This window comes from Streptomyces chengmaiensis, assembly GCF_029846775.1.
GTDB lineage: Bacteria > Actinomycetota > Actinomycetes > Streptomycetales > Streptomycetaceae > Streptomyces > Streptomyces chengmaiensis.
The window spans coordinates 74,173-80,661 of sequence record NZ_JARWBG010000037.1; the positions used below are offsets into that span (position 1 = coordinate 74,173).

Sequence of the window (6,489 nt, forward strand, 5' to 3'; positions counted from 1 at the left end):
CACGGGGGCGGGGCCGCGTACTCTGTCCCCCACCAACCGACCGACGCACGAGAGAGCCCCGCTGCCATGCCCACCTCTCAGGACATGACGAGTCATCTCGACCACGGCCTCCTCGATGCCCTCCAGCACCAGGTAGCCGTCTTCGCCCGCCGCGCGGAGCAGACCCGGCTCGGCGGAGTGGGCCAGGTCCGCAACTCCATGGACCGTGCCGCGTATCTGCTGCTCAACCGGCTCGACCAGGAGGGGCCGATGGGCGTCAAGGCGCTCGCCGCAGGCATGGGCATCGACTCCTCGACCGTGACCCGCCAGGTCGCCCCGCTCGTCGACACCGGTCTGGTGAAGCGGACCTCGCACCCGGAGGACGGGCGGGCCGTCGTGCTGCAGCTCTCCCCGCGCGGGCAGGCCAGGCTGGAGGAGGTGCGGGCCTCGCGCCGCGAGCTGATGGCGCAGGTCACGGAGGGCTGGACGGAAGCCGAGCGGGACTCCTTCTGCACCCTGCTGACCCGCTTCAACGGCGCACTGTCGGCGCGCCAGGCGGGGCTGCCGGCGGCGGACCCGGAGTCGCCGCACCCCCAGTGACGGAACGCGGACGCACCGACCGGCCGGCGTCCCCCGCCCCCGGGCAGGCCCCGACCCCGGACCGGATCGGCCGGATCCCGGCTTGACCGGCCCTTGCCGACCCCTTGACCGGGCCGCACACGCTGGCCCTATATGAGGACGTGAGCGATCGGCAGACGGCAACGCGGCGTCGCCGTGCCCGGGAGTTCGAGGCGTTCGTCGCGGGCGCGGCGCCGCGGCTGCTGCATGCCGCGACGCTCCTGACGGCCGAGCCGCCCACGGCCAATCCGCACGCGCAGCGGCTGCTGACCGCGGCCCTCGCCCGCACCTACGCGGAGTGGGACCGGCTGCGCGGCGAGGATCCCTACGACCGCACCCGCCAGGAACTGGCCGCCCGTTTCGCCCGTGCCGCCCGTCGGCACTCCCGCCCGCGGGGCGGACTGCTGGACCGGCTGACGTCCCAGGAGCGGCTGATTCTCGTGCTGCGGCTGTACGAGGGGGTCGCGGAGGAGCAGACGGCGGCGCTGGTGGGCCTGCCGGAGGAGCGGGTTCGGGCGATCTGCGCACGGGCGGTCGCGGCAATGCGGGACACGGCGGTGCGGGAGACAGCGACGCGGGCCACGGCGGTGCAGAACGCGGCGATGCAGGACGCAGCGGTGCGGGACGCGGCGGGCACGGCGGCGGACGCGCGCGGCGCGAGGACGCCGTGATGAGCCTCCCGGACGGGCCCGCGGACCACCGCCGCCACCACCACCGCCACCGCCACCGCCACCGCAAGGAGGACAAGGAGGACGAGGTCCGACGGATGCTGCAGACGCCGCATCCGTCCGTGCCCGCCGATCTGTGCGACCGGGCCGCCGCCCACGGGGCCCGGCTGCTGCGCCGGCGCCGGGCGCTGCGGCGGACCGGTTGGCTGCTGCTGACCGCCGCGGCGCTCTGCCTCACGGTCTGGGCCTCGGCAACACAACCCTGGGACCCGCCGCCCGCGGACCGCACCCCTCCGCTGATCGGCTGGTGATCTTCCACCCGGGCTGGTCCGGGGCCGCCGTCGACACGCGGTCTCCGTCCGCGGCCACACCGACGGCCCGGAGCTGCGTTCCATGACCCAGGAGTCGCTTGAGGCCCTTGAGGCCCTGGGGCCTTTGAGGACGAGAAGGTCGGATCAGTGCGTGGCGGCACTCACGGAGACAAGGAAGCCGGGGACACAACGGCTCACAGACACCAGAGGACCGCGGACACAACGGCTCACCCACGCAAGGGGGCCGGGGTCCGCTCCGGACCCCGGCCCCCAGCCGCACGGCGCTCGCCTCGACGCCTAACCCAGCGCCTGCCTCAGATCGGCCAGCAGGTCGTCCGCCGACTCTATGCCGACCGACAGCCGCACCAGATCCGCCGGCACCTCCAGCGGGGAGCCCGCGGCCGAAGCGTGCGTCATCCGACCCGGGTGCTCGATCAGGGACTCGACGCCGCCCAGGGACTCGCCCAGGGTGAACAGCTTCGCGCGGTTGCAGACCTCGACCGCCGCCGCCTCGCCGCCCGCGACGCGGAAGGACACCATCCCGCCGAACGCCTTCATCTGCTTGGCTGCCAGCTCATGGCCGGGGTGCTCCGGCAGCCCCGGGTAGAGCACCTGCTCGACCTTGGGGTGGCTGGTGAGCATCTCCGCGATCCGCGTGGCGTTCTCGCTGTGCCGGTCCATGCGCACCGCCAGCGTCTTGATCCCGCGCAGCACCAGCCAGGCGTCGAACGGGCCGGCCACCGCGCCCATCGCGTTCTGGTGGTACGCCAGCTCCTCGCCGAGTTCCGCGTCCGCGGCGACCAGCGCACCGCCGACCACGTCGGAGTGGCCGCCCATGTACTTGGTGGTGGAGTGCACCACCACATCCGCGCCCAGTGCCAGCGGCTGCTGGAGGTAGGGGCTGGCGAAGGTGTTGTCGACCACCAGCCGGGCGCCCGCGCCGTGCGCCACCTCGGCCACGGCCGTGATGTCGGTGATGCCGAGCAGCGGGTTGGACGGGGTCTCGACCCAGATCACCTTCGTACGGTCGGTCACCGCGGCCCGTACGGCGTCCGCATCGGAGGTGTCGGCCACCGAGAAGTCCACGCCCCACCGCCGGACCACCTTGGCGAAGAGCCGGAAGGTGCCGCCGTACGCGTCGTTCGGGATCACGACATGCGCGCCGGGATGGAGCACCGCACGCAGCAGGCAGTCCTCGGCGGCGAGGCCGGAGGCGAAGGCGAGCCCGCGACGGCCGCCCTCCAGCGCCGCCAGGTTCTCCTCCAGCGCGGTGCGCGTCGGGTTGGCGCTGCGGCTGTACTCGTAGCCGCCGCGGAGTCCGCCGACGCCATCCTGCTTGTACGTGGACACCTGGTAGATGGGCGGAACGACCGCGCCGGTCAGCGGGTCCGCCGTGTTGCCCGCATGGATGGCGCGGGTCTCGAAGCTCTGCTCACTCTGGTCGTCGCTCATGGTGCGAGCGTAATCCGCAGGTCCGGGGTTCACCGCATGCCGATCGTTTCCGGTGGTCCCGCCCGGCCGTCCGCGTCCGGGACAATGAGGCCATGGAGATTCTCTGGTTCCTGGCCGCGATGGCGATGTTCGCCGCGGTCCTCATGCCCTTCCTGCGCCGCCGGGCCGGCATCCGCCAGGTCGCGCCGGGCTCGCCCGACGCCGCCGACCCGGACGCCTACGGCTTCGTCCGCCAGGAGGAGCTGGACATCCGGCTGCCCGGACCGGACCAGGACCTCCTCGACGTGCTCGACCTCGTCCAGCGCACCCAGGACTGGCGGGCCGCCGCCCAGCTGCTGGCCGGCACCCCCAAGGAGGGCGAGGTGCGCTGGCAGCGCGTCCAGGCCTTCGCCGGGGCCGCGTCGCTGGAGCTCCGGCAGGCCCCCGGCGTCGGCGGGGCCTGGCTGCGCGACTGGCGCTCGCAGGCCCCGAAGGACGCGGGCGGCGCGCAGGTGCACGCCGAGTTCCTGGTGCAGCAGGCCTGGCGGTCCTCCTCCGCGGGCGCGGACGACTTCCGGATCATCCTCGAAGAGGCGCGCTCGGTCTGCGCCGAGGCCGCGCTGCTGGCCCCCGGCGACCCGGTCCCGTACATCGTCGAACTGTCCGCAGCGCGCGGACTCGGATACTCCCCCGAGCAGTTCGACCAGGTGTGGGCGAAGGTCATCGACCGCGCCCCGGCCCACATGGGCGCACACCTGGCCGCCCTGCACTACTGGTGCGAGAAGTGGCACGGCTCCCGCGAGGAGGCCGACCGCTTCGCGACGGCGGCCGCCGCCCGGGCCCCGCAGGGCTCCCTGCTGGCCGCGCTGCCGCTGTTCGCGGTGTACGAGCATCTGCCCGAGGTCAACATGGTGCGGGGCTTCTACGAGAGCGCCGTGGTGAAGACCGCGATCGAGGGCGCGCTGTTCGCGGTGCACTCGGCCCGCCCGGACGACCCGATGCTCGCGCACGTACGGCATCTGCTGGTCCTCTTCCTCGTACGGGCGGAGCGCTGGACCGAGGCGATGCACCAACTGGTCCGGGTGGACGGCCACATCGGCGCCCTGCCGTGGACGCACAGCGCCGACCCGGCGGCGGAATACGCGGTGTACCGGGCGCTCGCGGTGGCGGGCTACGAGGCGAACGGCGGCAGCCCGGCGACCCTGCCGCGCTGAGAGTTCCCACGCATCCCGTCTGCCAGTAGAGCCCCGACCCGGCCGCCCGCCGCTACGTCGCCGTCCGCGACGAGGCGGTCGCCAAGGCGTTGGTCCTGCCCCTGAGCGCCAGGCGAGCCCGTCGGCGACACCCCCGTCACCCGCCGACGGGCTCGCACCCCTCACACTCCCCGCGTGCGCGGCACGAGGTCGACCAGTTTCGGGGCAGCCCGAATCAGCACGACCCGGCAAGAATGCGGGCCGTGACGTTACGCATCCACTTCACCGCGGAGGATCTGGCCCGTACGCGCATAGCCGAAGCGCCGCGCCCGCTGCTGGAGCTCTCCACCGCCATCCGCCTGCTCCAGGAACGCCGCTACCCGGTCCGCTTCGACGCCTGGCGGCGTGCGGCGATCGGCGCGCTGCGCCCCGAGACGCGCAGACTCTTCGCCCTCATCCCCTCGGTCGGATGGTCCGCGGACTTTCTGACACCCGCGGAGCCCGGCGACGCGGACACGCTGTTCGACCGGGTGCGCGCCACGCCGGAGGCCCAAGTCCACGACAGCCTTGCCGAATGGGCGGAGCACCGGGAGACGGTCCCGTCGTGGGCGCGGTCCCTGACCACAGACCGGCGGCTGCGGCAGGAGCTGATCGACACCCTGGAGGAGACGAACCGCCGCCTGGTGGCCCCGTACTGGCCGCAGATCGCCTCCCTGGCGGGCGCGGACCGGGCGCTGCGCATACGGCATCTGGCGGAGGGCGGCATGGAGCTGGCGCTGAGCCTGCTGAATCCGCCGCTGATCCGCTGGAGACCGCCGGTGCTGGAACTGACCATGGCCTCCGGGATCGACGGCGACCTCTGCCTGGACGGCCACGGGCTGCTCCTCATCCCCTCGCTCTTCGGGACGCGGTTTCCCGCCGTGAACGACACGGCCCGACCGCAGCCGTGGGTGACGTACCCGATCCGCGCCGACGACCACGCCCTGCTGCCGCCCACCGCGACGGCCGCCGCGCTGAGCGCCGCCCCGTCCTCTCTGTCCGCACTGCTCGGCCGGACGCGTGCCACGGTCCTGTGGGTCATCGCGGACCACCCCGGCTCCACGACGACGGAGCTGGCCGAACGGGCCGGAATCTCCCTGGCAAGCGCCAGCGAACACGCCACGGTCCTCCGCTCGGCGAACCTCATCAGCACCACCCGCCACCGCAACACGGCGCTGCACACGGCGACGGCAGCGGGGCTCACCCTGCTGAGCTCCGCGAGCGCGGGGCCTGCCGGGGCTGCCGGGCCCGTGCTCGCGGGGCCTGCCGGGGCTGCGGGGGCTGCCGGTCCTGCGCGGCCTGCGCGGCCTGCCGGGCCTGCGGAATCTCCTCCGCCCTCCGTACGTTCTAAGTGAAGCAGCCCGACCGCCGAGGAGACCCGCCCCATGTTCCTGTCCCGCCGCGCCCCCCAGCTCCCCACCCCGGAGGAGGCCCTCCCCGGCCGCCCCACCCCCGACTTCGACGTCCCCTCCCGCCACACGGTCCTCGGCACTCCCCTCGCCGGCCCGTACCCCGACCACCTGGAGACGGCGGACTTCGCCCTGGGCTGCTTCTGGGGCGCAGAGCGGAAGTTCTGGCAGACCAAGGGCGTCTGGACCACCCTCGTCGGCTACCAGGGCGGCCTCACCCCGAACCCCTCCTACGAGGAGGTCTGCTCGGGCCTGACCGGCCACACCGAGGTCGTCCGCGTGGTCTTCGACCCGGCCGTCGTGTCGTACGAGACCCTCCTGAAGGTCTTCTGGGAGTCCCACGACCCCACCCAGGGCTTCCGCCAGGGCAACGACGTCGGCACCCAGTACCGCTCGGCGATCTACACCCACTCCCCCGCCCAGACGGCCACGGCCGAGTCCTCCCGCGACTCCTACCAGCGCGCCCTGTCCGCCGCGGGCCACGGCACGATCACAACGGAACTCCTGCCCGCGGAGGGCCGCCCCTTCTATCCCGCCGAGGCGTATCACCAGCAGTACTTGGACAAGAATCCGGCAGGCTACTGCGGCATCGGCGGCACGGGCGTCAAGCTGAGTGACCCGTTCGAAACGAACTGGGGCCGCTCCTGCCCGACCGGCATCGCTTCTGTGCCGGAGGTCACGGACAAGTAAGCCCGTGTGAGCCCGGTTCTCGAAGAGGCCCGCCGTGCGCCGACAAGCGCACCGTGCGCCGGCGCGCCCTCTTCACAAGGCACGATGGTCGAAAATCACTGTCCGCCTGCTCCGGCAGGCACCACCCTGTACGCCATGGAAGAACCGCAAC

General features: G+C 73.2%; 7 protein-coding genes. 6 read left to right on the forward strand and 1 reads right to left on the reverse strand.

Annotated elements, in window-relative coordinates:
• Positions 1–66: 66 nt before the first annotated feature.
• The 3 genes from QCN29_RS26035 to QCN29_RS26045 all read left to right on the forward strand — a co-directional run bounded on the left by QCN29_RS26035 (position 67) and on the right by QCN29_RS26045 (position 1,576).
• Entirely contained in the window at positions 67–579 is a 513-nt protein-coding gene (locus tag QCN29_RS26035; protein WP_240137463.1) for a MarR family winged helix-turn-helix transcriptional regulator, read from the forward strand.
• Between the two features lie 140 nt (positions 580–719).
• Positions 720–1,268, forward strand: coding sequence for a sigma factor-like helix-turn-helix DNA-binding protein (locus QCN29_RS26040; protein WP_279931192.1), 549 nt, complete (start codon positions 720–722; stop codon positions 1,266–1,268).
• The gene (locus QCN29_RS26045) at positions 1,268–1,576 is read left to right on the forward strand and encodes a hypothetical protein (RefSeq protein WP_318036742.1); all 309 of its coding nucleotides are present in this window, start codon (positions 1,268–1,270) and stop codon (positions 1,574–1,576) included. Before QCN29_RS26040 ends, QCN29_RS26045 begins: the two co-directional genes overlap by 1 nt.
• 297 nt (positions 1,577–1,873) lie before the next feature.
• On the opposite strand, the gene QCN29_RS26050 is transcribed toward QCN29_RS26045, so the two are convergent.
• Entirely contained in the window at positions 1,874–3,028 is a 1,155-nt protein-coding gene (locus QCN29_RS26050) for a cystathionine gamma-synthase (protein WP_279931193.1), read from the reverse strand.
• A 92-nt stretch (positions 3,029–3,120) separates the two neighbouring features.
• Here QCN29_RS26050 and QCN29_RS26055 point away from each other — a divergent pair, with 92 nt between their 5' ends.
• From QCN29_RS26055 to msrA, 3 genes are all read left to right on the forward strand, one after another.
• The gene (locus tag QCN29_RS26055) at positions 3,121–4,221 is read left to right on the forward strand and encodes a hypothetical protein (RefSeq protein WP_240137470.1); all 1,101 of its coding nucleotides are present in this window, start codon (positions 3,121–3,123) and stop codon (positions 4,219–4,221) included.
• A gap of 242 nt (positions 4,222–4,463) precedes the next feature.
• The gene (locus tag QCN29_RS26060) at positions 4,464–5,594 is read left to right on the forward strand and encodes an ArsR/SmtB family transcription factor (RefSeq protein WP_279931195.1); all 1,131 of its coding nucleotides are present in this window, start codon (positions 4,464–4,466) and stop codon (positions 5,592–5,594) included.
• Positions 5,595–5,624: 30 nt separating this feature from the next.
• A complete protein-coding gene (gene msrA, locus QCN29_RS26065) occupies positions 5,625–6,338 on the forward strand; it encodes a peptide-methionine (S)-S-oxide reductase MsrA (RefSeq protein WP_279931196.1) in 714 nt (237 codons plus the stop codon).
• Positions 6,339–6,489 lie beyond the last annotated feature (151 nt).

Coding starts and splice junctions, on each gene's coding strand:
- msrA (WP_279931196.1), top strand. CDS start 5,625: ATGTTCCTGTCCCGCCGCGCCCCCCAGCTCCCCACCCCGGAGGAGGCC.
- QCN29_RS26045 (WP_318036742.1), top strand. CDS start 1,268: ATGAGCCTCCCGGACGGGCCCGCGGACCACCGCCGCCACCACCACCGC.
- QCN29_RS26050 (WP_279931193.1), bottom strand. CDS start 3,028: ATGAGCGACGACCAGAGTGAGCAGAGCTTCGAGACCCGCGCCATCCAT.
- QCN29_RS26055 (WP_240137470.1), top strand. CDS start 3,121: ATGGAGATTCTCTGGTTCCTGGCCGCGATGGCGATGTTCGCCGCGGTC.
- QCN29_RS26035 (WP_240137463.1), top strand. CDS start 67: ATGCCCACCTCTCAGGACATGACGAGTCATCTCGACCACGGCCTCCTC.